The organism is Jhaorihella thermophila, from assembly GCF_900108275.1.
GTDB classification, from domain to species: Bacteria; Pseudomonadota; Alphaproteobacteria; order Rhodobacterales; family Rhodobacteraceae; genus Jhaorihella; species Jhaorihella thermophila.
Map to the genome: position 1 here is coordinate 1 of NZ_FNVD01000013.1, position 26,377 is coordinate 26,377.

A 26,377-nucleotide genomic window follows, 5' to 3' on the forward strand; every position below is an offset into this window, starting at 1 on the left:
TGCTGGGCCTTTCGGGCGCGCAGGTCACGGCGCTTGTCCGGGACGCGCGCGGACTGGCACGGGCCGCGGGTCACCCCCTGCAGCAGCGCCACCTGGAGGCCGCCGCCCGTCGCATCGCGCCGCCGCCCGACGCGGATTTCCTCTGGCGGGCCGCGATCCACGAGGCTGGCCACATGGTCGTGGGCACCGTCTGCGGGCTGGGCCTGCCCGAGCGCGCCGTGCTCACCGTGGATGGCGGCTCGGTCGAATACCCGCGCCCGCGCATCGAGACCCGCCAGAGCGCGCAGGCCCGCCTGACCACCTTGCTGGCGGGCTACGCCGCCGAACAGCTGGTCTTCGGCGAGGTCTCCAGCGGGGCGGGCAACGGCCCCGCCTCGGACCTCGCCCACGCCACCGACCTCGCCCGACGCATGCTCTTCGAATGGGGCATGGGCGATACGCTGACACACCTCCCGGCCAGCGGGGCCATCCTCCGGCCCGGCGATGCCGTCGATCGGGCCGTGCAGGAAGCTCTCAGCGCTTGCCTCGAACAGGCGCAGGGCATCCTCCGGCAGAACCGGGACAAGCTGACCGCTGTAGCAGAGCTGTTGCTGACCGAGAGGGAGATGTCGAAGGAACGGTGCAGGGAGCTTGTGGAAGGTTTGCATCCGACCAACGCCAAGCCGGTCCAGCCCGAACCCGCGATCCACAACCCGGGGCCGCCGGAAAGTTCGGGATGAACTCTTATGTGGATAACCCCGCGCGCACCATTGCCTACCGGCAACCCGCGACATTTTTCGTTACCACAGACAACAGCAAAGCGAGATTGCGAATGGCTATCGACCCGAAACTCAAACTGCTCACCGTCGAAGAAGTGGCGGAAATCTTCCGGCGCGACCGGACCACGATCGACCGCTGGTGTCGCGAACGGCCGGGCTTCCCCAAGAAGATCAGGATGGACCCGGTTGGGTCGCGGTTCCTCGCGGCCGAGATCGAGGACTACATCCGGCAGTGCATCGCGAACCGGTGAGGGGCGATTCTGGTGGCACCGGGTATTGCACGGCAGATCCAGGTCTCGGCGAGACAGGTCTGCCCGTGCGTTGCCCCGAGATGCATCACGCGGATTTGTTGCCCCAGTGTTGCCCCAGACCGAGATTCGACCGACTTCAGCACTGAGTCGCAGCGCTCATAGTGGCGAATTTCTGTTTTATTTCATCGGGTTGAAGTGGTGCCCGGGGGCGGAATCGAACCACCGACACGAGGATTTTCAATCCACTGCTCTACCCCTGAGCTACCCGGGCACGGGAAAGGCGTTCGCCTTTGGGTGGGGGTCTTCTAGGGTCTCCGGCGGGCGGTGTCCAGAGGCTTTTTCGCGATTTTTTTCAGTGTTCGCGCCCCATGGATCCGGTCTCCGCGGAACCGGTCTCACCGTCTTCCGGCGGCTCGTCGGTCGGGATGAAATAAGCGCCGCGCAACCACTTGCCCAGGTCCAGATCGGCGCAACGGCGCGAACAGAACGGGCGGTATTTCGGATCCGTCTTTTCGCCGCAGATCGGACAGTTCATCGCAGCACCTCCGCCAGCGGCACGCGGCCGCGCTTGCGTTGCAGCTCATAATGCCCCAGGGGCGTCCAGCCGGCCAGAATCGTCTCTTCGGGATCGGAACGAAAGGCCGCGCGCAGGGCGGTCTCGAATGCCCGGCGGTCCTTTTTCGGCATGGGCGCAAGATCCAGCGTGATCTGCCCACCAAGCCCCCGCACCCGCAGCGCTGCGGGCAGGCGGCGGGCGCAGGCCATGTTGGACTTCACCCCGGCCGCAGGCGACGTGTCGCCGCCGGTGTTCACGTCCACCGCCACCAGAGCGCGCGTGGGTTCGATCATCATGAACCCGCCCCCCGGCAAAGGCTCGCGGGGTCCAAGCGCGCGGTCGATTTCCTCAAGCACGCCGTGTTCGGCAAAGCCGCCCGGCGCGGTGACGACTTCGGCCGGGTCGGTCCATTCGCGCCAGGCCAGCGCATGGGGGCCATCGCCATCCACCAGTTTCTCTACCTCGGCGCCGTCATCGCCAAGAACACGGTCGGCGAGATCCAGCATGTCGGCGATGTCCTGCGCGATCTCTTCGTCAGCCGCGCCCGCGCAGCCCGAGCGCAGGATCAGACCATGCGCGGAACCGCCCATCGCCGCGTGCGCGATCTCGAGCAGACGGTCGCGCTCGGCCTCGTCCCTGATCCGGCGCGAGATGTTGATCCCTGGCGCAGCGGGCGTGACGATGGCGTAGCGGCTCTTGAACAGCAGCCGCGTCGTTACCGGCATCGCCTTGCCCGGTTCGGCATAGCCCGAAACCTGCACCAGCATCGTCGAGCCCGGCGAGATCCCCTTGACCTGCCGCAGAAAGGCGGTGCCGTCCGGCGTGGTCAGGAACAACCCGCCCTGCCCCTTCATAGGGCGTTCGGCGCGGGCGCGATAGATCGTGCCCGGCGCGGGCGCGTCGCCTTCGATCAGGAAATCGTCCAGCCGGCCATCCACCATCAGCGCGGCGGCGGCGCGGCCCCGGATTTCATCCAGAATGATGGTGCGCCCCTTCATGCCACGCGCCGCCACAGCGGCAGGCCCGCGGCCTGCAGGAGAGTTGCGGTTTCCGCCAGCGGCAGGCCGACCACGGCAGTGAAGGATCCGTTGATCCACGGAATGAAGGCCCCTGCCGGCCCCTGGATTGCGTAGCCGCCGGCCTTCCCCCGCCAGTCTTCCGAGGCGACGTAGGCGGAGATTTCGGCGTCCGACAGGCGCTTCATTCGCACCTGGGTCACAACGTCGCGCTCCCAGACCCTGTCGCCGCGCCGCACTGCGACGGCGGTGATGACACGGTGGCGCCGGCCCGACATCATGCGCAGAAACGACTCGGCCTCGGCTGCATCGGCCGGCTTGCCCAGAATGCGCCGGCCCAGCGCCACTGTGGTATCCGCACACAGCACAACATCTTCCGGATCAGCCTCGACCGCCTGCACCTTTTCCCGCGCCATGCGCGCGCAATAGGGGCGCGGCAGTTCGCCCTTGCGGGGGTCTTCGTCGATTTCAGGGGGACGCACGGCGTCGGGCGTCAGCCCAAGCTGCGCCAACAGGTCCAGCCGCCTGGGGCTGCCCGATCCGAGAATGAACGCCATGTGAAAGGCGTTACTTGAAGCGGTAGTTGATCCGACCCTTGGTCAGATCGTAGGGGGTCATTTCCACCTGAACTCGGTCGCCGGCGAGAACGCGGATGCGGTTCTTGCGCATCTTTCCTGCCGTATGCGCGATGATTTCATGGCCGTTGTCCAGCTCGACCCGAAACGTCGCATTCGGCAGGAGTTCCTTCACGACACCGGGAAATTCGAGCGTATCTTCCTTGGCCATGATTACTCCTGTAGCAATCGACCCGCCTGGATGCGGGACGCGGCCTTAAATGGGCCTTTTTTCGCCGATTTTCAAGCGCAAACACCCCTGTTTCACGGGTTTTGTTGCCAAAGCGACGCGCCGGTGTGGCAAATCGGGCAGTACGACGGAAACGGTCGCGGCCACCGCCCCGGACGACTGCGTGCCCGTCCGGCCAGCCGAGGGGCGGGATTCAGGATCCCGCCTTCTCGACCGTCGCCGGATAGCCGGCATTGGTCGATGCCGCGATGATCGCGTCAACCGTCGCCACCCCGTCATCGAAGGTGACCGTCGCCGATCGGGTCTCAAGATCGGCTTCGACCTGCTCCACACCGTCCACCGCGCTGATCGCGGACTGCACGATAAAGGGGCAGCTGGCACAATACATGCCCGGCACCGAAAGCTTGACGACCTGTTCACCGGCAAAGGCCGCCGGGGTCGCCAGAACCAGGGCCAGGGTCAGGGCAAGTTTCTTCATCGGTCTTTCCTCTTCGGTTTCAAAGGCCCAGCAGCAACGGCGCGACGAACGGCGCGATCCAGGTCCAGAACGTGGCGATCACCACCATCACGAGCGAGAACCACAACGACCCCTTGACCAGCCGGTTTGGCAGCGGGCGGGCGCAGACCTGCCCTTCGCAGCACGCCTGCTGCTTGCGATAGACCATCCAGAACCCATACCCGATCAACCCGTAGGCGGCGGTCAGAAAAATCGGCTTGTAAACGGCCAGCCCGGTCAATGTCCCGATCCAGGCCCCCGAAATGCCAAAGGCAAACAGGATCAGCGGGATGATGCAGCAGCTGGATGCAAGGATCGCCCCCAATATGCCGCCGGCGGCGATCCACCCGGTCCGATCCGGAGTTTCCCGCCTTTCCGCTTGGGTCGTGTCGGTGTGCATGGGCGCTGTCCTCTTTGGTCCTTGCGGTTTCTGCTTCGGAACCGATATGCGCCCTGTATCTGCTACAGGCTCAAGAGCCGCGTGTTCACATCTGTGCGATGGTCGCGCCATTGCGGATTGCAGGCAACCGCAGCGAGCGGGGGAACACGCGCGCCCTGCCCCTTTTTCTTGAACGTCCCCCGCTGTTGAACCTAGTCGCCGTCCTCGACGGGCTCGCCCCATTTGGCGACCATGCGCTGGATGATCTGGTCGCGCGCCTGACGATAGGCCGCCATCTTGTCCTCGCGCGTCTCGCCGATGCCCGTCGGGTCAAGGATCGGCCAGTATTCCACGTCGATATGGAAATAGCGGGTCAGTTCCTGCGCCCGGCGCAGGCTGGCCGGAGACAGCGCCACAACCAGATCGAACTGCGACAGGTCATCGCCCCATTGCTCCATGTCGTCGAAGGAGCGCACCCGATGGCGGGACAATTCGACACCCAGTTCCTGGCAGACCGCGACGGCAAAACCGTCGATCTCCATCTCGCTGCGCACACCGGCGGACTGAACATAGGCGCCCCGGCCATAGAATTTCTTCATCAGCCCCTCGGCCATCGGCGAGCGGCAGGAATTGTGGTCGCAGCAGAACAGGACCGACTGAGGCAGCGGATCGACCACCTCAGCCTCCGAAATGCAGCACGCAGATCAGCGTGAACAGGCGGCGGGCGGTGTCGTCGTCGATGATCGCCTTGCCCTCCAGCCGCTCCTTCAGCACCCGGCTGCCTTCGTTGTGGATGCCGCGCCGGGCCATGTCGATGGTTTCGATCTGGCTGGGGGGCAGCGTCTTGACCGCGTTGAAATAGCTCTCGCAGATCTGGAAGTAATCCTTCACCACCTGCCGGAAGGGACCCAGCGACAGGTGGAATTCCGCCACCTTGGCGTCGTCCTCGGTGGCGATGTCGAACACCAGCCGCTTGTCGCGGATCGACAGGTGCACGCGGTATGGCCCCTCCGGCACGACACGATCATCCCTTTGCGGCAGCGCAAAGCTGTTCTCTTCCAGCAGATCGAAGATCGCGACCTTGCGCTCCTGTTCGATCTCGGGCGTGGGCGGGGGCAGGTTCGAATCGTCCAGAGATATGTCGATGATCCGCGACATGGGGGCCTACCTGTTGAGTTGATCGAGACGCGCCCGGACCGACAGCCCGTGCGCCTGCAGGCTTTCCGACTGCGCCAACGCCTCGGCCGCCGGGCCGATCGCGGCCAGCGCCTCGGGCGTCATGCGGGCAAGCGTGGTGCGCTTGAGAAAATCCATGACCGACAGGCCCGACGAAAACCGGGCCGACCGCGCCGTGGGCAACACATGGTTGGGCCCGCCGACATAATCGCCGATCGCCTCGGGCGTGAAACGGCCCAGGAAGATCGCGCCCGCATGGGTGCATTTCTCGGCCAGCGCCTGAGGATCGGCAACGCAAAGCTCCAGGTGTTCTGGCGCGATTCTGTCGGACAGCCGCGCCGCCTCGTCCATGTCGCGCACGGTGATAACCGCGCCATAATCACGCCAGCTGGCCCCGGCAATCGCGCGCCGGTCGAGCGTTTCCAGCCGCCTGTCCACCGCCTCGGCCACCGCCCGGCCAAAGCCCGCGTCATCGGTGATCAGGATCGACTGCGCGCTTTCGTCATGCTCGGCCTGGCTCAGCAGGTCCAGCGCGATCCAGTCGGGGTCGTTGTCGGCATCCGCGATCACCAGGATCTCAGACGGCCCCGCGATCATGTCGATCCCCACCTTGCCAAAGACGCGCCGCTTGGCAGCGGCCACATAGGCATTGCCGGGGCCGGTGATCTTGTCCACCGGGGCGACGGTTTCCGTGCCATATGCCAGAGCCGCGATCGCCTGCGCCCCGCCGATGCGATAGATCTCGTCCACCCCCGCCAGCCGCGCCGCCAGCAGCACCAGCGGGTTCACCTCGCCCCCAGGCGTGGGCACCGCGATCACCAGCCGCGCAACCCCTGCCACCTTGGCGGGAATCGCGTTCATCAACACCGATGACGGATAGGAGGCCAATCCGCCGGGCACATAGAGCCCCGCCGCCGACACCGGCGTCCAGCGCCAGCCCAGCGTGGCCCCGGTCGCGTCGATCCATTGATCATCCGCGGGCATCTGCCTCTCATGATAGGCGCGGATGCGTTCGGCGGCGAGTTCAAGTGCCGCGCGCTCCTCGGCGGGCACCGCGGCGATCGCGGCATCCACTTCGTCCGCAGTAATCGCCAGTCGGTCGGCGGTCAGCTCGAGCCGGTCGAAACGTGCCGTCAGCTCGATCACCGCGGCATCGCCCCGGGTCCGCACGTCGGCAATGATGGCTGCCACCGCCGCATCCACGTCGGGGCTTTCCTCCCGCTTGGCATTCAACAGCGCGGCAAAGGCATCGTCGAAACCGGGCTGGGTAGTGTCGAGAAAGACGGGCATGGCATCCTCGTGACTTTGATGCGACCGGACATATAGGCGGATCGGGGCGGGAACAAGTCGCCAGCCGCGTCAGGCCCCGAGGGTCGGGGATGATGTTGCCTCACCGCGCCTTTTCGACCCGTTGCGGCTCCGCGCCGCCAAACCGCCAGCCACACGACACCAAAGAAAAAACCGCCCGCCCGCCAATACGGCCCACCTGCTTCTTTCTGGTTTCAAATACCCATTGCGCCCCCTCGCCACGGGCGCAATCGTCGGAATTGAATGGGACAGGTCGCATTTGCGCACAAACCGGTCGGATGGATTTGGCGCACCGGCGCGGCTTGGGCCTAAACCAATGACAGCACATCCAAACGGGAGAAGGGTTCCATGAAAACCCATGTCAAAGCACTGGTCGTCGGTGGCGGGGCCATCGGCACCTCGATCGCCTATCACCTCGCCCGCGCGGGCTGGCAGGACGTGATGCTGCTGGAACGCGACGAATTGACGGCAGGTTCCACCTGGCACGCGGCGGGGCTGCTGCCGCTGTTCAACATGTCCTACGCCACCAGCCACATCCACGACTACAGCGTCAAGTTCTACAAGACGCTGGAGGAGGAGACGGGCCTGAACCCCGGCTTCTACGTGGTCGGAAACCTTCGCATGGCCCAGACGCAGGAGCGCATGGACGAATACATGCTCTACGCCTCCACGGCCGAAACCGTGGGCATTCCCTATGAATGGCTCACCCCGGCGCAGATCAAGGAGCGCTGGCCGCTGGTGCGCACCGAGGATCTGAAGGGCGCGATCTATCACCCCACCGACGGCTACATCAACCCCGCCGACGTGACGCAAGCCATGGCCAAGGGCGCGCGCCAGCGCGGCGTCGTCATCGAGCGCAAGTGGCAGGTGGACGGCTATGAATGGACCGGCTCGGAATGGAAGGTGACCGCCACGAAGATGACCGAGAAGGGCGGAAACCTTGTGCCGACCGACGAACAGGTCGTCATCACCGCCGAACATGTCGTCACCGCCACCGGCAACCACGCCCAGCGCACCGCGCGGCTCTTGGGGCTGAAGATCCCCGCGATCCCGGTGGAGCACCAGTATATCGTCACCGAACCCGACCCCGCGCTGGTGGAATGGCGCAAGGCCGGCAACCCCGAACACCCCGTCCTGCGCGATGCCGATGCCAAGTGGTATGTGCGCGAGGAACGGGGCGGCTGGATCCTGGGGCCATACGAGCGCGGCGCCCCGGCGCGGTTCCTCTATGACGTGCCGGAAAGCTTCCGCGCCGACCTCTTCCCGCTCGATCTGGAGCGGATCGAAGAGGAATACATGAGCATGATCCATCGCATCCCCTCGACCGAGACGGTGGGGCTCAAGGACGATTTCAACGGCCCGATCTGCTATACGCCCGATGGCAACCCGCTGGTGGGCCCCGCGCCGGGGCTGCGCAACATGTGGCTGGCCGAAGGCTTTTCCTTCGGCATCACCGCCGCCGGCGGCACCGGGTATTACCTTGCGCAGATGATGGTCGAGGGCGAGGCCGAGATCGACATGGCGAGCCTCGACCCCAAGCGCTACGGCAACTGGATGACCACCGAATATGCCGCCCGCAAGAACGAAGAATGCTACGAGCACGTCTATATCCTGCACCACCCGGACGAAGAGCGCGAAGCCTGCCGCCCGCTCAGGACGGTGCCGGCCTATGACCGGCAGAAGGCGCTCGGGGCGCAGTTCGGGCAGGTCAACGGCTGGGAGCGGCCGAACTATTACGGACCCGTCGATGCGCCCGACAATTTCGACCACGACGCGCGCAGCTTCCGCCGCGGTGGCTGGTGGCAATATGCCGTGAACGAGGCCAAGGCGATCCGCGAGGGCGTCGGGCTGATCGACGCCTCGGCCTTTACCAAGCATCTGGTGCGCGGCCCTGGCGCGGTGGCCTTCCTCGACCGCTTCACCTGCAACAAGCTGCCCAATGTGGGCCGGATCAACCTGACCTACGCGCTGACCGGGGCGGGCACCACGCGGACCGAATACACCATCGTCCGCTTTGCCGAAAACGAGTTCGTTCTGATCTCGGCCGGGGCCTGGGCAGCCTATGACGCGGATTACCTGCGCAAGGCGGCGGAAGATTTCATCAGCGCGAGCGGCGACTGGGTGGATATCCACGACATCTCCACCCAGTGGGGCACCTTCGCCATCGCCGGGCCTAAGTCGCGCGACGTGCTGAAGGAAATCGTCAAGGATGCCGAGCCGGAAACGGTGCTGTCCAACAAGCGATTCCCCTGGCTTTCGATGCGCAAGATCGAACTGGGCATGTGCCCGGTCTATGCGGTCCGCGTGGCCTATACCGGCGAGCTGGGCTGGGAGCTCTATCACCCGATCGAGATGCAGAACTATCTGTGGGACCAACTGATGGAGGCCGGCGCGAAGCATGGGCTGAAGCCGGTGGGCGCGCGGGCGCAGAACTGGCTTCGGCAGGAGAAGAGCTATCGCGCCTTCGGCACGGAGCTTGGCCGCGATGCCACGCCGCTCGAGGCCGGCCTCGACAGATTTGTCGATCTGTCCAAGGAGTTCCACGGCAAGCAGGCGATGCTGGACAAGGGCATCCGCAGCAAATGCGTGACGCTTCTGATCGAGGGACCGGAAGATGCCGACCCTTGGGGGCGCGAGGCGCTGTACGACGGCGACACCCGCGTGGGACGTCTGACCTCGGGCGGCTATTCGGTGGTGTTCGGCAAGTCGATCGGCATGGGCTACGTCAAGCCGGAATTGGCCACGCCGGGGCAGAAGCTGAAGGTCAAGATGTTCGACCAGTTGTGGGATGCCGAGGTCGTGCCCGACAGCCCCTACGATCCGAAGAACGAGGCGATTCGCAAGGACGGCTGAGCCGACCCCGATCCGGTTGCCCGGCCCCGGCGAAAACGATCGTCGGGGCCGTTTTCTTTTCCAAGGTGAAGATTTCGGATCGGCCTGCGCCGATCCGACCGATGCGAGGGGCTTTGCCCCTCGCGCTCCCCAGAGTATTTTTCGCAAGATGAAGGCGCTGGTGCGGGGTGGTTTCATGGCCGGGCCGGGTTCTGACTCTCGGGCCGGCAAGGCGGCCTTGACCGGCGCGGTGCGGGCGGGAATCATGAGGACGCTCAAGTGGGTCCGCAGTGAGCCTAAACGGTGTGTGCCGCGTTCCGGTCTTCAGAGGAGGATGACATGGCCCGCCGCGCGAAACGTATCCAGACCAGCACCGCACCGAGAGCCGCCGATGCGTTCACATTGGCAGCGGATCCGCGTCCGCGACCGGCCTTTTCGATCTGCCCGGCCGAACAGCGCGCCTTTCTGCTGGCCCGCGCGATGGATCTGCTGGCCGAGCATGGGGTGGCGCTGATTCACGACGCGGCACGCGCGACGATGTTGGAGGCGGGCGCCGCGCCGGGGCGAGAGGCCGCGCAGGTCCGCCTTCCGCGCGAGATGGTGCGCGAGGCGATCGCGGCGGCCCCAAAGGCGGTGACGCTGGCGGGCAAGCGTCCCGATCGCGACGCTCACCTGCCGCGCGCCGATCACGGTTTCATCATGCGCACGGGCACCGGCGCGCATGGCTTCGTCGAGCCGGACGGGCGCTATCGCAACATGGACATTTCGGACGTGGCACGGATCGCGGCGCTGGCCAACGGGCTGGATCAGGTTGGATTCGTGGCGCATCCCTTCAGCTATGGGGTGCACGAACTGACCAGCGACATTCACGGCGTGGCCGAACTGGTCTGTGCCACCGACAAGCATATCTGGCTGCAACCCTACAATGTGGAGAACGTCGAATACCTGGTCCGCATCGTCACCGTGGCCGCGGGCGGCGAGGCAGAGCTGCGGGCGCGGCCCATTGCCTCGACCATCATGTGTTCCTTCTCGCCGCTGGAATTCAAGGTGATGGATGTCGAAGCGCTGATCCAGTCGGGCCGCGCGGGGCTGCCGGTGCATGCCTGTTCGTTGCCCTCGGCGGGAGGCACGGCGCCGTTGTCCGTGGCAGGCAACGCGCTGATGGCGGTGGCCGAGATCCTGGCGATGGTGACGTTGGCACATGTGCTGACGCCGGGAACGGCGGTGATTGCGACCCCGCTGATGTTCACGCTGGACATGGCCACGGGCCAGGCGCTGCATGCCTGCCCCGAAAGTCTTCAGGCCAAGGCGCTGGCCATTGGCGTGCTGAAACACGAGGCCGGGCTGATCTGCCACACCTACGGGGCGGGGTCCGACACGCCGGACGCCGGACGGCAGTCGATGGCGGAACGCGCGATGCTGGGGCAGATGGTGGCGCTAGCCGGTGCGGACATTCTGGGCGGCGTCGGGCAGTTGGAGACGGCCACCGTGTTCTCGCCGGTGCAGGCGGTGCTGGATGACGAACTGGGCGCCTATCTGCGGGCGCTCATTGCCACACCGCGGGTGGATGATGCCGCGCTCAACTGGGACGAGGCGCGCGAGATCGGGATCGGCGCGCATTTCCTCGCCTCGCCGCACACGCTGGCCGGCTGCCGCGACCAGTATCGCCCTGCCGTGTTCCGGCGGCAGGGGCGCGACGACTATGACAAGGGCGGCCGGCGCGGGGCGTGGGAAGAGGCGCGCGACAAGGCGCTGCGGCTGATGGCGGCCCCTCCGCCCCCGGGACTGCCGGATGCGGATGCCCGCGCCGAGATCGCCCGCATCGTGGCTGCGGCGGATGCGGACATCATCGGCAAGGCGCAAGAGGTCAGCGGCCGGCGCGAGGTCATCTGACGCCGCGCCGGACACGCAAACGCGGGTGGCAATCCGTCCCAGCCCCCTGCCCTTGCCGCGGCACGCGGCGCGGTCTAATAGGCGCCCATCCCGTGACCGCAGAAACACCCGCAGAGAAAAGGCCGCACCGCCCATGATCCCCCGTTATTCCCGCCCCGAGATGGTTGCCATCTGGAGCCCCGAAACCAAGTTCCGCATCTGGTATGAAATCGAAGCTCACGCCTGCGACGCGCAGGCTGAACTGGGCGTGATCCCGAAGGAGAACGCCGAGGCCGTCTGGAAGGCCAGGGATGTCGAATTCGACGTCGCCCGCATCGACGAGATCGAGGCGGTGACCAAGCATGACGTGATCGCCTTTCTCACCCATCTTGCCGAGATCATTGGCAACGAGGAGGCGCGTTTCGTCCACCAGGGCATGACCAGCTCGGACGTCTTGGACACCACGCTGAACGTGCAGCTTGTGCGCGCCGCCGACATCCTGCTCGCCGACATGGACCGGGTGCTGGCGGCGCTGAAGAAACGCGCCTACGAGCACAAGGACACGGTGCGCATCGGCCGGTCTCACGGCATCCATGCCGAACCCACCACGATGGGCCTCACCTTTGCCCGGTTCTATGCCGAGATGGCGCGCGGCAAGAACCGGCTGGAAAAGGCCCGCTGGGAGGTGGCCACGGGAGCGATTTCCGGCGCCGTCGGCACGTTCGCCAATATCGACCCGCGCGTCGAGGAACATGTCTGCGAGAAAATGGGCCTGCGCCCCGAGCCGATCAGCACCCAGGTGATCCCGCGCGACCGCCACGCGATGTTCTTTGCCACGCTGGGCGTGATCGCCTCCAGCATCGAAAACATCGCCGTGGAGATTCGCCACATGCAACGCACCGAGGTTCTGGAGGCCGAGGAGTTCTTCTCCAAGGGTCAAAAGGGATCGTCCGCGATGCCGCACAAGCGCAACCCGGTGCTGACCGAGAACCTTACCGGTCTGGCCCGGCTGATCCGTTCGGCCGTGGTGCCTGCGCTGGAGAACGTGGCGCTCTGGCACGAACGCGACATCTCGCATTCTTCCGTCGAACGCGGCATCGCGCCGGATGCGACGATCCATCTGGATTTTGCCCTGAACCGGCTGGCGGGCGTGATCGAGAACCTCGTGGTCTATCCCGAGAACATGTTGAAGAACATGAACAAGTTCCGCGGCCTGGTGATGAGCCAGCGGGTGCTGCTGGCGCTGACTCAGGCGGGGGTGAGCCGCGAGGACGCCTATCGGCTGGTCCAGCGCAATGCGATGAAGGTCTGGGAGGAAGGCAAGGATTTCCGCGAGGAATTGCTGGCCGATCCGGACGTACGCGCCGCGCTCTCCGAGGACGAGATCAACGAAAAATTCGACCTCGGCTATCACACCAAGCATGTGGACACGATCTTCAGGCGCGTGTTCGGAGAGTGATGTCGCCGCCCCCTGAAGCGCCGCTGCGGGGGACTTTTTCGGGACGCTGACGCGACCGTGATCGGGTTTTCTTTGGTCACGCGGGCCAAATGCGCTATCGTCCTCCGGGTCAAACCCTGACCGGAGAAGTGCGATGTTCGTCAAGACCGTGATCGTTACCCTTTGCCTCGCCGTTCTGCCGGCCGCCGCCTATGCAGGCTGTTCGAGCCGCGGCCACCAGGCACAGTCCTGCGCGCCGGGCACCGTATGGGATGCGGCGTCGCAGTCCTGCGTGAAGCAGGTCAACAGCTGAGCCGGTTGGCATCCGGGCTGATCGACGGGGCGCGCGGGTGCTCCTATCCCTTTCTGTTTCTGTGAACTCAAACGAGGTTGCCAATGCGCAAACTGGTTCCCGTTCTTGCGGCGCTTTTCCTTGGCCCCGCGCTGGCACTGGCCGCGGGCGGGGACAACATGCCCGCCTCTCCGCCCAAACCGTCGGAAACCACCAAGAAATGCAAGGGGGCCAAGGTCTGGGACAAGACGCGCAAGAAATGCGTGAAGCCGCAGAAATCGTCGCTAAACGAGGATGAGCTGTATCAAGCGGTGCGCGAACTGGCCTATGCCGGCCGATATTCGGACGCCCAGGCCGTTCTGGCAGCAATGCCGGATCAGAATGACGACCGGGTGCTGACCTACTGGGGCTTTACCTGGCGCAAGATGGGCAGGGGCGAGCTGGCGCGCGCCTACTACGTCAAAGCAATCACGCGCAATCCCGACAACCTGCTGGCCCGGTCCTACATGGGACAGGGCATGGTCGAAGACGGAGACATTGCCGCCGCCTGGGACCAGTTGCGCGAAATCCGCATGCGCGGCGGCGCGGGGAAATGGCCCGAGGTTTCGCTGCGCGACGCGATCCTGAGCGGCAGGACCTACAGTTTCTGACGCTCCCGGTTTCAGCCTTTTTTCACGATTCCAGCCCTAGCCTTCCAATGATCGGAGCGGATGCACAGGGGGCTGATTCATGCCGGACGACAACATGCTGACGCCGCTGCCCGGACAAGGCGGACCTGGCGGCCCGGTGGTGCCGCCGCCGGAGGACGGAACGCTGCCGGGGGCCGCCGCGCCCCGGCAGCGCCGGAGCCCGCTTTCGGGGCGGGCCAAGGCCGCGATCGTGGTGCGCCTGCTGCTCAGCGAAGGGGCCGACATCCCGCTTGAGGACTTGCCCGAGGAACTGCAGGCCGTGCTGACCCAGACGATGGGCAACATGGGGCTGGTGGACCGCGACACGCTGACTGAGGTGGTGTCCGAATTCGCGGCCGCGCTGGACGGCATCGGCCTGTCCTTTCCCGGCGGGATCGAAGGTGCCTTGGCGATGCTGGACGGCCGGATCAGCCCGCAGACCGCGGCGCGGCTGCGGCGCGAGGTGGGAAAGGACGCCGGCGACCCTTGGGCGCGGCTGCGTGCATTGCCCGCCGCCGAACTGGCCGAGATGGCGCAGGCCGAAAGCACCGAGGTCGCCGCCGTCCTGCTGTCCAAGTTGCCGACCGAAAAGGCCGCGGAAATGCTGGGCCTTCTGCCCGGCCCCGACGCCCGGCGCATCGCCTTTGCCGTATCGAAGACGGCCAGCATCACGCCCCAGACCGTTACCCAGATCGGGCGCGCCTTGGCCGCGCAACTGGACAGCCGACCGGTGCCGGCCTTCGACGACGGTCCGGGCGAGCGGGTGGGCGCGATCCTGAATCTTTCGCCTGCCGCCACGCGCGAGGACGTGCTGAAGGCGCTGGACGAAGCCGACGCGGTCTTTGCCGGTTCCGTTCGCAAGGCGATCTTTACCTTCGCGCATATCCCGCGCCGGATCTCCGCGCGGGACGTGCCCAAACTGGTCCGTGCCGTGGATCAACCCACGCTGGTCATCGCCCTTGCCGGGGCAACCGGTGCGGAAGACGCCGCCGCGGCCGAGTTCCTTCTGTCCAACATCCCCGGCCGGATGGCCGATGCCCTGCGCGAGGAGGTGACCGAAAAGGGAAGCGTCAAACCACAGGAGGCCGAAACCGCGATGAACGCCGTGGTCGCGGCAATCCGTCAACTGGAACAGGACGGCGAAATCGAACTGGTGCCCGTTGACGAAGAAGACTGACACCGTGGACAGCCGCGCAAGTTCGGCATAAACGGTTCACATGTTCAGAACGATCTGCCCTGCCGGCGACCGCCCGCGGACCGGGACCACCGAATGACGCCGCGACCGGATCACAGCCGGGCGGTTCTGCTGATGATCGGGGCCATCTTCTGCTTTACGCTGATGGATGCCAGCGTGAAGGCGCTGGCGCCAAGGGTGGGGGTGCTGCCGGCGTTGTGGGCCCGCTATGCGGGGCAGATGATGCTGGTTCTGGTGCTGGTTGCGCCGCGGCTGAGGACCGTGGCGCGCACCCGCTATCCGGGGCTGCAATTTGCACGCTCGGTTCTGCTGATGACAGCCACCGCGTTCTTCTTCCTCAGCCTCAGCCTGATCCCGATCACGGATGCCGCCGCGCTGATGTCGGTGAACCCGGTCTTCATCACGCTGGGCGCCGCGCTGTTTCTGGGCGAGGCGCTGGGACCGCGCCGCCTGATCGGGATCGCGGTGGCGCTGGTGGGCGCGATGATCGTGATCCGCCCCGGCAGCGAAGTGTTCTCTCTCCCTGCCCTGCTGCCTCTGGCGGCGGCAGCGAGCTATTCGGGCTATGCCTTGATCACCCGCCGCGTGGGTGCGGGCGAGGATCCCTGGACCTCGCTGTTCTACACCGGCCTGGTCGGAACGGCCCTGCTGACGCTGGCAGTGCCGTTTGCCTGGAAAACCCCGGACGGGCCGGCGCTGGCCCTGATGGGTTCGGTCGTGCTGTTCGGCACGATCGGGCAAATGGCGCTGATCCGCGCGTTCTCGCTGGGCGAGGCGGCGATGCTGGCGCCCTATTCCTATTCGGGCCTGATCTTCGCCGCCTGCTGGGGGGCGCTGTTCTTTGCGGAATATCCCGACATCTGGACCGTCTGCGGCGCGCTTGTGATCGCGGGGGCGGGGCTATATGTCTGGCACCGCGAAACTTATCCGCGCCGAGTCCGTTGAATGCCCGTTGATCCGTCCAAGCTGAGCCGCGCGCGAAAGGCGGCCTATTTCGTGTCGAATCTGTTCGCGCAGGGGTTGATCGGCGCGGCGCGGCTTGTCCCCTATGAGCTACGCGTCCCCATGATGGGCCGGCTGGCCCGGCTGGGGGGGCGTCTGGCGGGCTTTGACCGGCGCATCCGCACGAATCTTGCCGTCGCCCGCCCCGATCTGTCCGAACAGGAGGTCACGCACCTGCTGCGCGCGGTGCCCGACAATGCCGGGCGCTACATGATCGAGATGTTCTCGGGCCGGGAATTCGTGGATCGTGTAAAGGACACGCCGATCGAGGGCCCCGGTCTGGCCGCGCTGGAACAGGCCCGCGCCGAGGGCCGCCCGGTGATCCTGGCAGTGTCGCATTTCGGCAATTACGACGCCGCGCGCGCGGCTCTTGTGGCGCGGGGATTTCACCTCGGCGGGCTCTATCGGCGGATGGCAAACCCCTATTTCAACGACCGCTATGTGCGTGCCATGCGCGCGATCGGCGGCGATCTGTTCGAGCAGGGCCGGCGCGGCATGGTGGAAATGGTGCGGCACCTCAAAGGCGGCGGCACGATCGCGATCCTCACCGACATCCACGTCAACGGGGGCGAAGAGCTGCGCTTTTTCGGCCTGCCGGCGCTGACTTCTGTGGTGATGGCGGAACTTGCGCTGAAATACGGCGCGCCGCTGATTCCGGTCTATGGCATCCGCCAGCCGGACGGGCTGAGTTTCCGCATCGAGCTGCACGAACCGATCCCGCATTCGGATCCCCGAACCATGATGCAGCAGGTCAATGACGACCTCGAGGCGATGGTCCGCCGACACATGGGACAGTGGTTCTGGATTCACAAACGCTGGAAACAGTGGAACGGGCTGGGCATCGACCCCGAGGAAATGGTCCAATCCAGAAGACGGGCCGGCAATTGATCAGTCGGCCCGCGCCGCCGCGACGATGGGGCCGTAATCGGTCTGCTGCACGATCACGGCCGCGCGCAAACCGTCGGTCAGGTCCGCTTCGAGACGCAGAGGCGCCGTGCCGTCCCATCTGCCCAGCACCCGCCAGTCGCGAACGACATTGTAATGGTTGGTCCGACGACCGGCGTTTTCGCCTTTGGTTATGTCGGCGCTGGCCCTGGGCACATACTGAACCAACTGCACAACCAGATCGGCCCTTTTCCCGGCGGCACCTTCTCGCGGCGCGACCTCTACCGACAGGGCGTTGCCCGTGCGGCGCGCCACGACCTCGACCTGCGCCGCATCCCGGCCCGGATGCTGGTATTTCATGATGAGTTCGGCAAGCTCCATCGTGTCCGTCCCGGTCAGCGCCTCGCGCCCGTTGACGATCATCTGCGGGGTGTAGACCATGTTCCGGCCCGCCGCACGGGCATAGCCGCGCTGCCGCCGGGTGCAGTCTTTCAGGGCATATTCGTCTTTCCAGCCGAGGTAATCCCAGTAATCCACATGCAGCGACAGCGCCAGCACCTCGTCGCGGTCCGCAATCCGGCCCAGCAACTCCTCGGCCGGCGGGCACGAGGAACAGCCCTGCGAGGTGAACAGCTCGACCACGACCGGGTTCGCCTCGGCCGGTCTGGCAAGGCCGGTCAGGGCCACGACGGCCGCGCAGATGGCGGTCACAAGGCGGGTCATGGGGCGCGATTCTCCTCTGGTCTCACCCTCGGTCTAGCGCCGAAGGCATCACAGCGCGAATCAAGCGTCGGTGATTTTCGCCGAACCGGTGCAGACAGGCCGCGGATATGTGTGCAATAGTATACAAAAATTGACGCAGTCCGTGTTTCCGCTATTGAACGCGGGGGCGGGCTGTTGCAGATAGCCCCGGAACGAACCCTGTCCCATCCATTCGAGAGGGAGGCACGCACATGCCCATTACCGTAGGTCACGACACGGCCAAGACGCGCCGCAGCCTGAAAGTCGGCGATCAGACCGTTTCCTATTATTCGATTCCCGCCGCGCAAGAAGCGGGCTTTGGCGATTTCTCGAAACTGCCGGCCTCGCTGAAGGTGGTTCTGGAAAACATCTTGCGGTTCGAGGATGGCGGGTTTTCCGTTTCGATCGACGACATCAAGGCGTTCGGCGAATGGGCGGAAAACGGCGGCCGCAACCCGCGCGAGATCGCCTATCGCCCCGCGCGGGTGCTGATGCAGGACTTTACCGGCGTGCCGGCGGTGGTGGATCTTGCCGCCATGCGCGACGGGATCAAGGCGCTGGGGGGCGATGCGCAGAAGATCAACCCGCTGAACCCGGTGGATCTGGTCATCGACCATTCGGTGATGATCGACTATTTCGGCACGGGAGATGCGTTCAAGCGCAACGTGGAGCGTGAATACGAACGCAACCTGGAACGCTATACCTTTCTCAAGTGGGGCCAGAAGGCGTTCAACAACTTCCGCGTGGTGCCGCCGGGCACCGGCATCTGCCACCAGGTGAATGTGGAATACCTCGCCCAGACCGTCTGGACCGACACCGACCAGTCGGGCGAAACCGTGGCCTACCCGGATACGCTGGTGGGCACCGACAGCCACACCACCATGGTCAACGGCCTGGGCGTTCTGGGCTGGGGCGTGGGCGGCATCGAGGCCGAGGCGGCGATGCTGGGCCAGCCGATTTCCATGCTGATCCCCGAGGTCGTGGGCTTCAAACTGACCGGCGAGATGGTGGAGGGCACCACCGGCACGGATCTGGTGCTGAAGATCGTCGAGATGCTGCGCGAAAAGGGCGTGGTCGGCAAGTTCGTGGAATTCTACGGGCCCGGCCTCGATCACCTGCCGCTGCCCGACCGCGCCACGATCGCAAACATGGCGCCCGAATACGGCGCGACCTGCGGCTTCTTCCCCGTCGATGACGAGACGCTGAAATACCTGCGCCAAACCGGCCGGGACGAGGCCCGCATCGCGCTGGTCGAAGCCTATGCCAAGGAAAACGGCTTCTGGCGCGGGGCGGATTACGCGCCCGTCTATACCGACACGCTGGAACTGGACATGGGGCAAATCGTGCCCGCGATCTCGGGGCCCAAGCGGCCGCAGGACTACCTGCCGCTGTCGCAGGCGGCCGAGGGCTTCTTCAAGGTCGTGTCGGAATACCGCGGCGAGGATGCCGAGCTGGAGGCCGCGAACATGGCCGACGAAGGCCCCGCCTCGGACCCGATCCCGGGCGATCCCCGCAAGTCCGCCCCGGTCGAGGGGCAGGACTATACGCTGCGCGACGGCTCGGTGGTGATCGCCTCGATCACCTCCTGTACCAACACCTCGAACCCCTATGTTCTGATCGGCGCAGGCCTGCTGGCGCGCAAGGCGCGCGCGCTGGGTCTGACCCGCAAACCCTGGGTCAAGACCTCGCTGGCGCCCGGCAGCCAGGTGGTGTCGGAATATCTCGAGGCCGCGGGGCTGCAGGACGATCTCGACGCGCTGGGCTTCAACCTGGTGGGCTATGGCTGCACCACCTGCATCGGCAACTCGGGCCCGCTGCAGCCCGAAATCAGCAAGGCGATTCAGGACAACGACCTGGTGGCGACCGCCGTTCTGTCGGGCAACCGCAACTTCGAGGGCCGGATCAGCCCCGACGTGCGCGCCAACTATCTGGCCAGCCCGCCGCTGGTGGTGGCCTACGCGATCGCGGGCGACATGAACATCGACCTCACCCGCGACCCGATCGGTAAGGACAAGGACGGCAACGATGTCTTCCTGAAGGACATCTGGCCGACCAGCAAGGAAATTTCCGACTTGGTCCACGAAACCGTCACCCGCGAGGCGTTCCAGAAGAAATACGCCGACGTGTTCAAGGGCGACGAAAAGTGGCAGTCGGTCGAGACCACCGATGCGGAAACCTATGACTGGCCGCCGACCTCGACCTACATCCAGAACCCGCCCTATTTCCAGGGCATGGGGCCGGAGAAGGGCAAGATCACCAATATCGAGGGCGCGCGCGAGCTGCTGATCCTGGGCGACATGATCACCACCGACCATATCTCGCCCGCGGGATCGTTCACCGCGGACACGCCGGCCGGGAAATACCTGATCGAACGGCAGGTGGCGCCGAAGGACTTCAACTCCTACGGGTCGCGGCGCGGCAACCACGAGGTGATGATGCGCGGCACCTTCGCCAACATCCGCATCAAGAACGAGATGCTGGACGGGGTCGAGGGCGGCTTTACCAAGGGCCCCGACGGCCAGGTGACCACCGTGTTCGACGCCGCCATGGCCTACAAGGAACAAGGCACCCCGCTGGTGGTGATCGGCGGCGAACAGTATGGCGCGGGCTCCAGCCGCGACTGGGCGGCCAAGGGCACGGCGCTTCTGGGCGTGAAGGCCGTGATCGCCGAGAGCTTCGAGCGCATCCACCGCTCCAACCTCGTGGGCATGGGCGTGATCCCCTTCGAGTTCACCGGCGGCGAAAACCGCAAGACGCTGGGGCTGAAGGGCGACGAGGTGATCGCCATCCGCGGGCTGGAAGACGTGCAGCCGCAGGCCGAAGTGCCGTGCGAGATCACCTATGCCGATGGCTCGACCCGGACGATCACGCTGAAATGCCGGATCGATACGGCGCCCGAGAAAGAGTATGTCGAGCATGGCGGCGTGCTGCACTACGTGCTGCGCAACCTCGCCAAGAGCTGAACAACACGCGCGTGGCCCCGGATCGGGCCACGCGCATCCACGCCGCCCCTGTTCCGGTTCTCTTGGATGATCGGAACCGGCGGCAGAGGCACTTGAAACCGTCCCGCAAACGGACTGGCGCCGGACGCCGCGTCAACGCTCCAGTCAATGCTCCAGGTCGGCGTTGTTGGATTTGATCGCCGCCAGAACGGCTGCCTGATCCTCGCCCTCGATCCGCCCCAGAAGATCGGCCCGCATGTAATAGGTCAGAACGGCCACCGACTGCATGATCCGGTTGCGCTCGGCATCGGTCATCGACTGATCCGCGACGGCGGCATCCAGCCGGCCCAGCACCTCGGAAAACCGCGAAATCACCTCGGCGCTGCCGAACATTGCGATCTTGTGGTTCAGAACACGCAGCCGCGCCAGCTCGTCCCGCTCCAGCGTGCCGCTTTCGACGATCGCGCCGAGATGCTCGATCAGCGCCGAATAGACCGCGCTTTTCTGGTCCAGCAGCAGCACCTGCCCTTCCTTGCGCAGCTCCAGTTCGGTCTGCCGGTTCAGCAGCAGCGCCGTGATCAGAACCGTGGCCACGGCCCCGATGAACACCAGAAGCAGTTCCTGCGAAAAGGGGAAATCGCCCGAAACCTGGTAGAAATACCGAAACCCCAGATAGCCCGCCACGATACAGGCCACCAGCAGGGCCATGGTGAATCTGTCGTTCTCAAACATGCGGCGCATCGTCTGCCCCTTTTGTCCGCGCGACTCCGCACTTGCCGCAGAGCCCCGATCACTCTACCTATTTCCGCATGACCGCACCACTCATCGATCCCTTCGCCCGCCCGATCACCTACCTGCGGGTCTCGGTCACCGACCGATGCGATTTCCGCTGCGTCTATTGCATGTCGGAGAACATAACCTTTCTGCCCAAGAAGGATCTGCTGACGCTGGAAGAACTGGACCAGCTGTGTTCGGCCTTCATCGGTCTCGGCGTGGCAAAGCTGCGCGTGACCGGCGGCGAGCCGCTGGTGCGGCGGGGGATCATGACCTTCTTTCGGGGTATGAGCCGTCATCTGGACTCCGGCGCGCTGAAGGAACTGACGCTGACCACCAACGGCTCGCAACTGCATCGCTTTGCGGACGACCTTTATGCCGCCGGGGTGCGCCGGGTGAACATCTCGCTCGATACGCTGGACGAGGACAAGTTCGCCCGCGTCACCCGCTGGGGCCGGCTCAAGCAGGTGCTGAACGGCATCGACGCCGCGCAACGGGCGGGGCTGCGGATCAAGATCAACACCGTCGCACTCAAGGGCTTCAACGAAGAGGAGCTGCCCCGCATCACCGAATGGTGCGCCGAGCGTGACATGGACCTGACCTGGATCGAGGTCATGCCGATGGGAGAGGACATCGGCAGCGAGGACCGTTTGGGCCAGTTCTGGCCCCTGACCGACGTGCGCGCGACCTATGAACGGTCCTACACCGTGACCGATCTGGCCGAACGCACCGGCGGTCCCGCCCGCTATGTGCGGCTCGAGGAGACCGGGCAAAAGATCGGCTTCATCACGCCGCTGTCGCATAACTTCTGCGAAAGCTGCAACCGCGTGCGCCTGACCTGCACGGGCGAGCTTTACATGTGTCTCGGTCAGGAAGACGTGGCCGACCTGCGCAAGCCGATGCGGGACCGGCCCGGCGATGCCTCGCATCTGGAACAGGCGATCCGGGCCGCTATCGCGCGCAAGCCCAAGGGCCATGATTTCGACTATTCAAGACAGCGCGCCGACGGCCAGATGACCCGCCACATGAGCCACACGGGCGGCTGACATGGGTGCATCCGGCGGCGGGCCGACGCCGCTCTATCGGTTCTACCGGACCGCGACGCGCGCATTGGTGCCGCTTGCCTGGGCCAGCGTATCGCGCAAGCTGCGCCGCCACGGGGTCGCGACCGAGCGCATGCAGGAACGGCTGGGCCACGCCTCGCTGCCGCGACCGGCCGCGCCGGTGATCTGGTTCCACGCCGCCAGCGTCGGCGAGAGCCTCTCGGTGCTTTCCCTCATCACCCGCATGGGCCAGCGCCTGCCGGATGCCGAGTTTCTCATCACCTCGGGCACGGCCACCTCGGCCGAACTGGTGGCCAAACGCCTGCCGCCGCGCACCCGCCACCAGTTCGCGCCGCTCGACGCCCCCGGTCCGGTGGGACGGTTCCTTGACCACTGGCGGCCCGCGGCCGGGCTTTTCGTCGAAAGCGAACTCTGGCCCAACATGCTGGTCATGGCCCGCGAACGCGGCGCAAGGCTGGCCCTGGTCAACGCGCGGCTGTCCGAGGCGTCTGTGCGTGGCTGGCTGCGACGCGCCGAAACCGCCCGCTTTCTGCTGTCCCGGTTCGACCTTCTGATGGCCCAGAGCACGCGCACCGCCCGCGACCTGATCTCGATGGGCGCCCCCCCCGCCCGTGTCGTCGCAGGCACCAACCTCAAGGCCAGCGCGGCGGCGCCCCCGGTGGACCTGATCGCGCTGAAACGGGCGCGCGACGGCCTGGCCGGGCGCCCCGCCTGGATTGCCAGTTCGACCCATTCCGGCGAGGAAGAGGTGGTCCTAGCCGCACAAAACCGGCTGCTTCGGGACAGCCGCGACCTGTGCCTTGTCCTGGTACCCCGACATCCCGAACGCGGCGACGAGGTCGAATCCACGGTCCGCGCCGCCGGACTGACGCTCTCCCGCCGCTCGCGGGGCGAAGAGATTGGCCCCCAGACGCAGGTGTATCTGGCCGATACCCTCGGCGAAACCGGCACCTGGTATGCGCTCTCGCCGATCGTCTTTCTGGGTGCAACGCTTGTGCCAAAGGGGGGGCACAACCCGTATGAACCGGCCATGTCCGGCTGCGCCATCATGGCGGGGCCCTACCGCGACAATGCCGCCGACGCCTATGATGGGCTCGCGCACGCCGGCGGTCTGGCGGACGTGAAGGACGCAGAAACCCTGGCCCGGCAGGTCGCCCTCTGGCTCGACGACGCAGATGCGCTCGAAGCCGCCCGCGCCGCCGCCAAGGCCCACGCAGCATCCCTCGACGCCGCACTGGACGCGGTGGTCGGAAAACTCTGTATCGCGCTGCACCTCGACCGTGCAGCACCCTGACCCAAGACGCCGCCAGGCAAGCGCCCGCGGACACACCCCGCCTCCTGCTTCTTTCTGGTTACCAATACCCCGGGGGTGAGGCCCGAAAGGGCCGAGGGGGCAGAGCCCCCTCCGCCCCCTCCGGCGCCCATTCAACCCGCTGGCCTACCCCATCCAGCGGCGAACCGGCGCCGCAGCTTCTTCCAGCGGCTGCACCGCCACATCAACCAGGGTCGGCCCGCCATGCGCCACGGCCTCGGCCAGAACCCGGCCCAGTTCGGAGGGATCCTCCACCCGCCACGCCCTGATCCCGTAGGCCGCCGCCACGGCCGCATTGTCCGCGCGACCGAAATCGACATTGTAGAACCGCCCCCCCTTGTCGGCGGCCTGACTGGCCTTGATCCAGCCGAAACTGGCATTGGAAAACACCACATAGGTGATCGGCGCGCCGCACCGGGCGACGGTTTCCAGCTCACCGCAGGTAAACCCGAACGAGCCGTCCCCCATCAGACCCACGGCCTTGGCCTCCGGCCGGCCGAACCACGCCCCCAGCGCCGCCGCCAGCGCATAGCCCAGCGCCCCGTGCGCGCGATTGGTGATGAAATGCCGCCCCGGACGCGGCAGCTGATAATGGGCCGAGAAATAGGGGCAGCTCGTGCCCGGATCCGACACCACCACCGCGTCCTCGGGCAGCACGCGCATCAATTCCTTCACAACGCGCTCGGGCCGGATCGGGGCGGCATCGCTGGCCGCCAGCCGGTCGAAGGCCGCGATCTTGCGGCGTTTGCGATCCTCCACCGCCGCCGCGCCGCCGAAACTCTGCGCCCCCTGCCCGCGCGCATCCAGCACCGCGTTCACCTGGCCAAGCGCCAGCTTCAGGTCGCCCACCACCGCAACTTCGGTCCGGTAATTGGCATTCATCACCATCGGGTCGGAATCGAAATGCACCACCCGCGTGCCAGGGCGCGGCGCCTCCCATCTCGCGGTGGTGGTCGATCCCGCGCGGCAGCCCATGAACACCACCAAATCGGCCGCCTCCATCATCTCCCATGTCTCGTCGGTGCCGCCGTTCGAACCCACCACGCCCAGGCAGTTGGGATGGGTTTCCGCCAGCGATCCCTGCCCGGAAATCGAGGTCGCAACCGCCACGTCCAGCCGCTCGGCCAACCTTTGCAACTCCTCCCAGGCGCCCGCGATCACCACCCCGCCGCCGCACACGATCAGCGGGCGTTTCGCCGACAGGATCGCCTCCACCGCCGCCTCGGCCGCGCCGGGCGGCGGGGCCTGGCGATAGGCGGGATAAGTGGCGGTTTCCGGATCGGCCCAGATGTCAAACGGGTTCACCGGATCATACTGCACATCATGGGGCAGCCCGATATGCGCAGCACCCGGCCGCCCCGTGGTCATCGCCCGAAACGCCGCGCGCACCATCCGCGGGATGTGATCGGCCCGCCGGATCACCGTGTTCCATTTGGTCAGCGGGCGCATCAGCGCCTCCTGGTCCACCTCGGTCAGGGGGTATTTGCCGTAAGACCCTACCGAGATGTCGGTGGTGATCGCCAACAGCGCATAGGAGCTTTCCGTCGCCTCGATCAGCCCCGGCAGGATATAGGTCGCCCCCCCGCCCGACGGCCCCTCGGCCACGCCCACGCGCCCGGTCACGCGGGAATAGCCATCGGCCATGTAGGTTGCGCTGCGCTCGTCGCGGGTCAGCACATGGGTGATCCCGTGATCCAGCCCGCGCATCGCATCGTAGAACGGCAGCGTCGTATCCCCACAGAGGCCGAACATGTGCCGCACCCCCTGCGCCTGAAGCATCCGCACCATCGCCTCGGCCCCGTTCATGGCGTTCTCCATCGCGTCCGTCCCTTCTGCGCGCAAAATCGTATACAGATTTGCATTACATATTGCACACGAGTCAACCACCCATTAGTGTGACCATCGAAGCAACCGAAGGGATCGCCCGTGGCCAAGGCCGAAAGCAACGTGGACCGCCTGTATGACGCGCTGCGCGGCATGGCGGCCGAGTTTGCCTTCAAACCCGGCGAACGGATCAACGAAAGCGCATTGGCACAACAGCTGAACGCCAGCCGGACCCCGATCCGCGAGGCGCTGAACCGGTTGGTGGCCGAGGGGTTTCTGACCTTCCAGAGCGGGCGCGGTTTCTTCTGCCGCCCGCTCAGCCCCGAAGCGGTGCTGGATCTCTACGAGGCCCGCGTCGCGATCGAATGCGAAGCCGCCCGGCTGGCCTGTGCGCGGGCATCGGATGACGATCTGGCCGAACTGGCCGCCTGGCTCGACCGGATCGCGCCGGACTATGTCACTGCAACCGATGCAGTGCGGCTGCTGGAGATGGACGAGGGATTTCACCGCCGCATCGTCGCACTCTCGGGCAATGGCGAACTGGCGCGGCTGCTGGACAACCTCAACGACCGGGTCCGGTATGTTCGCATGATCGACCTGCGCGCGATGCAGCGCGGCAACGCGGCCCGTCCCGACATGATGGCCGCGCATCGGCGCATTCTGGACGCCCTGACAGCACGCGACGCGGAGGCGGCCGCGCAAGCCATGCGCGCCCATATCGCCCGCCGACGGGACGAGGCGGCGCAGGCCGTGCGCGAAGCCTATGCCCAACTCTATGTTCCCGATCTGTAA

Annotated in this window: 25 protein-coding genes, 1 tRNA gene and 1 pseudogene; 14 read left to right on the forward strand and 13 right to left on the reverse strand. The window is 65.9% G+C overall.

Features of this window, described 5'->3' with window-relative positions:
- Window positions 1-719, forward strand: a pseudogene (locus tag C4S70_RS13890) (AAA family ATPase); the annotation flags it as partial.
- Between the two features lie 92 nt (window positions 720-811).
- The gene (locus tag C4S70_RS13895) at window positions 812-1,009 is read left to right on the forward strand and encodes a helix-turn-helix transcriptional regulator (protein WP_104008718.1); all 198 of its coding nucleotides are present in this window, start codon (window positions 812-814) and stop codon (window positions 1,007-1,009) included.
- 196 nt (window positions 1,010-1,205) lie between these two features.
- Here the strand turns inward: C4S70_RS13895 and C4S70_RS13900 are convergent.
- From C4S70_RS13900 to hisD, 10 genes are all read right to left on the reverse strand, one after another.
- Window positions 1,206-1,280, reverse strand: a tRNA-Phe gene (locus C4S70_RS13900).
- An 81-nt stretch (window positions 1,281-1,361) separates the two neighbouring features.
- Window positions 1,362-1,544 (reverse strand): DNA gyrase inhibitor YacG, encoded by a 183-nt coding sequence (locus tag C4S70_RS13905; protein WP_104008719.1) that lies wholly within the window; start codon window positions 1,542-1,544, stop codon window positions 1,362-1,364.
- Window positions 1,541-2,563 carry a ribonuclease E/G gene (locus tag C4S70_RS13910; RefSeq protein ID WP_104008790.1) on the reverse strand — a complete coding sequence of 341 codons (1,023 nt, stop codon included), beginning with the start codon at window positions 2,561-2,563 and terminating at the stop codon, window positions 1,541-1,543. The genes C4S70_RS13905 and C4S70_RS13910 overlap by 4 nt, the downstream gene beginning before the upstream one ends.
- On the reverse strand, window positions 2,560-3,138 hold the full coding sequence (locus tag C4S70_RS13915) for a Maf family protein (RefSeq protein WP_104008720.1): 579 nt from the start codon (window positions 3,136-3,138) through the stop codon (window positions 2,560-2,562). Before C4S70_RS13915 ends, C4S70_RS13910 begins: the two co-directional genes overlap by 4 nt.
- Before the next feature lie 10 nt (window positions 3,139-3,148).
- Complete coding sequence (gene infA / locus C4S70_RS13920) at window positions 3,149-3,367, reverse strand: translation initiation factor IF-1 (RefSeq protein WP_023849011.1); 219 nt, start codon at window positions 3,365-3,367, stop codon at window positions 3,149-3,151.
- Window positions 3,368-3,578: 211 nt separating this feature from the next.
- Window positions 3,579-3,863, reverse strand: a complete 285-nt coding sequence (merP, locus tag C4S70_RS13925; protein WP_104008721.1) for a mercury resistance system periplasmic binding protein MerP — start codon at window positions 3,861-3,863, stop codon at window positions 3,579-3,581.
- A 19-nt stretch (window positions 3,864-3,882) separates the two neighbouring features.
- On the reverse strand, window positions 3,883-4,281 hold the full coding sequence (locus C4S70_RS13930) for a mercuric transporter MerT family protein (protein ID WP_104008722.1): 399 nt from the start codon (window positions 4,279-4,281) through the stop codon (window positions 3,883-3,885).
- Between the two features lie 191 nt (window positions 4,282-4,472).
- Window positions 4,473-4,937, reverse strand: coding sequence for an arsenate-mycothiol transferase ArsC (locus C4S70_RS13935; RefSeq protein WP_104008723.1), 465 nt, complete (start codon window positions 4,935-4,937; stop codon window positions 4,473-4,475).
- A 1-nt stretch (window position 4,938) separates the two neighbouring features.
- A complete protein-coding gene (locus C4S70_RS13940) occupies window positions 4,939-5,418 on the reverse strand; it encodes a UPF0262 family protein (protein ID WP_104008724.1) in 480 nt (159 codons plus the stop codon).
- 6 nt (window positions 5,419-5,424) lie between these two features.
- Window positions 5,425-6,726 (reverse strand): histidinol dehydrogenase, encoded by a 1,302-nt coding sequence (gene hisD, locus C4S70_RS13945; protein ID WP_104008725.1) that lies wholly within the window; start codon window positions 6,724-6,726, stop codon window positions 5,425-5,427.
- A gap of 366 nt (window positions 6,727-7,092) precedes the next feature.
- Between hisD and C4S70_RS13950 the strand changes: the two genes are divergently transcribed.
- The 8 genes from C4S70_RS13950 to C4S70_RS13985 all read left to right on the forward strand — a co-directional run bounded on the left by C4S70_RS13950 (window position 7,093) and on the right by C4S70_RS13985 (window position 16,931).
- Window positions 7,093-9,597, forward strand: a complete 2,505-nt coding sequence (locus tag C4S70_RS13950; protein WP_104008726.1) for a GcvT family protein — start codon at window positions 7,093-7,095, stop codon at window positions 9,595-9,597.
- 318 nt (window positions 9,598-9,915) lie between these two features.
- Window positions 9,916-11,469 (forward strand): trimethylamine methyltransferase family protein, encoded by a 1,554-nt coding sequence (locus C4S70_RS13955; RefSeq protein ID WP_104008727.1) that lies wholly within the window; start codon window positions 9,916-9,918, stop codon window positions 11,467-11,469.
- A gap of 133 nt (window positions 11,470-11,602) precedes the next feature.
- Window positions 11,603-12,907 (forward strand): adenylosuccinate lyase, encoded by a 1,305-nt coding sequence (gene purB, locus C4S70_RS13960; RefSeq protein ID WP_104008728.1) that lies wholly within the window; start codon window positions 11,603-11,605, stop codon window positions 12,905-12,907.
- Window positions 12,908-13,040: 133 nt separating this feature from the next.
- Window positions 13,041-13,199 (forward strand): carbohydrate-binding module family 14 protein, encoded by a 159-nt coding sequence (locus C4S70_RS13965; protein ID WP_104008729.1) that lies wholly within the window; start codon window positions 13,041-13,043, stop codon window positions 13,197-13,199.
- An 83-nt stretch (window positions 13,200-13,282) separates the two neighbouring features.
- Window positions 13,283-13,828: a hypothetical protein gene (locus tag C4S70_RS13970; RefSeq protein WP_104008730.1), complete on the forward strand. Its 546-nt coding sequence runs from the start codon at window positions 13,283-13,285 to the stop codon at window positions 13,826-13,828.
- A gap of 79 nt (window positions 13,829-13,907) precedes the next feature.
- Window positions 13,908-15,023 (forward strand): flagellar motor switch protein FliG, encoded by a 1,116-nt coding sequence (locus C4S70_RS13975; protein ID WP_104008731.1) that lies wholly within the window; start codon window positions 13,908-13,910, stop codon window positions 15,021-15,023.
- 93 nt (window positions 15,024-15,116) lie between these two features.
- Window positions 15,117-15,986 (forward strand): DMT family transporter, encoded by an 870-nt coding sequence (locus C4S70_RS13980; protein ID WP_200822770.1) that lies wholly within the window; start codon window positions 15,117-15,119, stop codon window positions 15,984-15,986.
- Window positions 15,987-16,931, forward strand: coding sequence for a lysophospholipid acyltransferase family protein (locus C4S70_RS13985; RefSeq protein ID WP_104008732.1), 945 nt, complete (start codon window positions 15,987-15,989; stop codon window positions 16,929-16,931).
- Here C4S70_RS13985 and C4S70_RS13990 read toward each other — a convergent pair whose 3' ends face one another.
- Window positions 16,932-17,651 carry a DUF1223 domain-containing protein gene (locus C4S70_RS13990; RefSeq protein WP_104008733.1) on the reverse strand — a complete coding sequence of 240 codons (720 nt, stop codon included), beginning with the start codon at window positions 17,649-17,651 and terminating at the stop codon, window positions 16,932-16,934.
- 230 nt (window positions 17,652-17,881) lie between these two features.
- Here C4S70_RS13990 and acnA point away from each other — a divergent pair, with 230 nt between their 5' ends.
- Window positions 17,882-20,632 carry an aconitate hydratase AcnA gene (gene acnA / locus C4S70_RS13995; protein WP_104008734.1) on the forward strand — a complete coding sequence of 917 codons (2,751 nt, stop codon included), beginning with the start codon at window positions 17,882-17,884 and terminating at the stop codon, window positions 20,630-20,632.
- Between the two features lie 144 nt (window positions 20,633-20,776).
- On the opposite strand, the gene C4S70_RS14000 is transcribed toward acnA, so the two are convergent.
- Window positions 20,777-21,343: a hypothetical protein gene (locus C4S70_RS14000; protein WP_235003834.1), complete on the reverse strand. Its 567-nt coding sequence runs from the start codon at window positions 21,341-21,343 to the stop codon at window positions 20,777-20,779.
- A 77-nt stretch (window positions 21,344-21,420) separates the two neighbouring features.
- On the opposite strand from C4S70_RS14000, the gene moaA reads away from it, so the two are divergent.
- Both moaA and C4S70_RS14010 read left to right on the forward strand, forming a co-directional pair.
- Window positions 21,421-22,431, forward strand: a complete 1,011-nt coding sequence (moaA, locus tag C4S70_RS14005; RefSeq protein ID WP_104008736.1) for a GTP 3',8-cyclase MoaA — start codon at window positions 21,421-21,423, stop codon at window positions 22,429-22,431.
- Window position 22,432: 1 nt separating this feature from the next.
- A complete protein-coding gene (locus tag C4S70_RS14010; protein WP_104008737.1) occupies window positions 22,433-23,743 on the forward strand; it encodes a 3-deoxy-D-manno-octulosonic acid transferase in 1,311 nt (436 codons plus the stop codon).
- Between the two features lie 144 nt (window positions 23,744-23,887).
- On the opposite strand, the gene C4S70_RS14015 is transcribed toward C4S70_RS14010, so the two are convergent.
- Window positions 23,888-25,579: a thiamine pyrophosphate-binding protein gene (locus C4S70_RS14015; RefSeq protein ID WP_104008738.1), complete on the reverse strand. Its 1,692-nt coding sequence runs from the start codon at window positions 25,577-25,579 to the stop codon at window positions 23,888-23,890.
- A 108-nt stretch (window positions 25,580-25,687) separates the two neighbouring features.
- Here C4S70_RS14015 and C4S70_RS14020 point away from each other — a divergent pair, with 108 nt between their 5' ends.
- Complete coding sequence (locus C4S70_RS14020; protein WP_104008739.1) at window positions 25,688-26,377, forward strand: GntR family transcriptional regulator; 690 nt, start codon at window positions 25,688-25,690, stop codon at window positions 26,375-26,377.